At 48.3% G+C, this 2,083-nt stretch carries 2 protein-coding genes and 1 pseudogene; 1 reads left to right on the plus strand and 2 read right to left on the minus strand.

Features of this window, described 5'->3' with window-relative positions; genetic code table 11:
- Nucleotides 1–96: 96 nt before the first annotated feature.
- Nucleotides 97–1,368, plus strand: a complete 1,272-nt coding sequence (locus B2X33_RS06650; RefSeq protein WP_296668524.1) for a tyrosine-type recombinase/integrase — start codon at nucleotides 97–99, stop codon at nucleotides 1,366–1,368.
- Here B2X33_RS06650 and B2X33_RS06655 read toward each other — a convergent pair.
- Both B2X33_RS06655 and B2X33_RS06660 read right to left on the minus strand, forming a co-directional pair.
- Nucleotides 1,365–1,841, minus strand: a complete 477-nt coding sequence (locus tag B2X33_RS06655; protein WP_296668526.1) for a P27 family phage terminase small subunit — start codon at nucleotides 1,839–1,841, stop codon at nucleotides 1,365–1,367. The two genes, B2X33_RS06650 and B2X33_RS06655, sit on opposite strands and share 4 nt — an antisense overlap.
- Before the next feature lie 22 nt (nucleotides 1,842–1,863).
- Nucleotides 1,864–2,083, minus strand: a pseudogene (locus B2X33_RS06660) (hypothetical protein); the annotation flags it as partial.

The following is a 2,083-nucleotide window of genomic DNA, read 5'->3' on the forward strand; positions in this document are numbered from 1 at the left end:
TTTTTTTTATTTAAATCTGGCTAGGGAAAATGCCTTTTTTTACCGCGAAAATGCGTGTGTGACATAAATTTGTAACATAAAAAAAGGGGTTTCTTTATGTCGTCAAAACCATTTTCTTTTCTTTGCAGAAACGGCATCTATTACGTCCGTTTTAAGAATGAGCTTACCGGGCATTATATTTCAGCGAAATCCACGCGGACAGGCGACAAAAAAGAGGCGGAGCGGATTGCCTGGCAATGGTTTTTAGATAAAAACTGCGAGCGCCTGAAAATCGAGGACAAAAAGCTCAACGAGCTTGTGCGGAGCGCGGACTTGAGCGACAGCCTGATTGACTACGTGATTTGCGAGGCGAAAAAGCGCGGAATTGTCAAAAGCGTTGTAAGACGCGGCGAAAAAGGAAACATAGACGCTTTTTCGTATTGCCTTGATTTCTGGGATTTTGAAAAGTCGCCGTACATCCGCCAGAAAATCAGAATGGGGCAGAGGCTCACAAAAAAGCACTGCGAGGCGCAAAAGACAAACATAGAAAGACGCTTCGGGCAGTTCCTGAAAAACAGGCTTCTGGGCGAAATAACAAGGGACGATATTGAAACTCTTTTTGACGAAACCGGGCTTCTGCCGCTTTCAGGACATTCAAAAAACTACATTATGCGCTCGCTTCTGGTTCCTCTGAAATTCGCTTATTTTCACGGGATAATTCCGGCAGACCTTTTTTCAGGCTGGATTTTTTTCAGCGAAAAGTATAGAAAACGGCAGATTCTCAGCCCGGAGCAGATGCAGGCTCTTTTTGCCGTTGAATGGGGAAACCCCAAGGCGAAGCTCGCCGCAATTCTTTCTTCTGTTACGGGGCTCCGTCTTGGCGAAATACTAGGGCTTCAAAAAGGCGACCTGGGAAAGGGCAGAATTTACCTGAAGCATTCCTGGAGCGAAAAGGACGGGCTGAAGAGCACAAAAAACGGAGAGGAAAGAGAAATCATAGTTCCGTTCATGTGGATTATCAGCGCGCTTTTAAATCTTGCCGAGCAGAACCCCTACAAAACGGCAATGGACGCGTTTGTGTTCTGGGGAAGCTCAGAGAACAAGCCTCTTGATCATAAGATATTCAACAAGTTCCTTAAGCGCGCGCTGGTTAAATGCGGCTTTTCGGAGGAGGAGAGCAAGAAATACTGCTTCCATTCCTTGCGCCATTTTTTCACGGCGAGCATGTACGGAAAAATCAACGACACAACCTTGCAGAGGCAGACCGGGCACAAGACGCATTCAATGCTTCTGCACTATGCGGACCACGAGACCGAGACCGAAAACACAAGGCTTTGCGCCCTGCAGAGAAACACGTTCTTTTATCTGCAGGACGCAAATTATTTCTAGCCGTTTCCGCGCAGCGCCTTGATGAAATTGTCGGCCTCGTCCTCCTGCTTAGGCTGGATTTTAATCTTTGCGCGCGATGCCGGAGTTACTCCGTACTTTTCCATTGTGCGCTTGTAGATGTCCATTGATTCGTTGTATTTTGCGATAAGGTCGACGTCCTTGAACTTGTTGAGCCGCGCCCAGTATTCCGCGATTGAGCTGAACTGCGAAAGAACAGCGTTAAGGCAGTCCTGCGCCGCTCCGTATGCGATAAACGCGTCTGTCAAGGTAGGAATGTCAACGGCGGTAACAAGCCCGTTTTTCTGGAGAACAGGAACAATTTCAAGCCACTTTTCTTTCGCGTCGTGATTAAGCCCGTCCGGAACGCTCACTTCCTCCAGCGCGTCCAAAGTTACACCGCGGTTCGCGTGCCTGTCTTTTCTATAGGTTCCGTCCTTGATATGCTCTTCTGTAGTTTTGATTGGTCTTCCCATGCCTGTATAGTCAGTACAGGCTTTATTTTTTTAAAGCGCCGATTGCGGCCTGGAATGTCCTGTCTATTTCGCTCTGGAGCGCGCTGAGGGTCTGAATAAAGGAGAAGCCGCCGTCTCCGGGCCGGATGTTCTCCCGCTCCTTTTTCTGCCTGCCTGTAATCAGATACTCCACGTCGGCTCCCAGGTATTCCGCAATCTTTAGGCAGACATCGCCGGACGGAATGGTTCCGCGCTTTTTCCAG

The organism is Treponema sp. UBA785 (assembly GCF_002297065.1).
Taxonomy (GTDB): domain Bacteria; phylum Spirochaetota; class Spirochaetia; order Treponematales; family Treponemataceae; genus Treponema_D.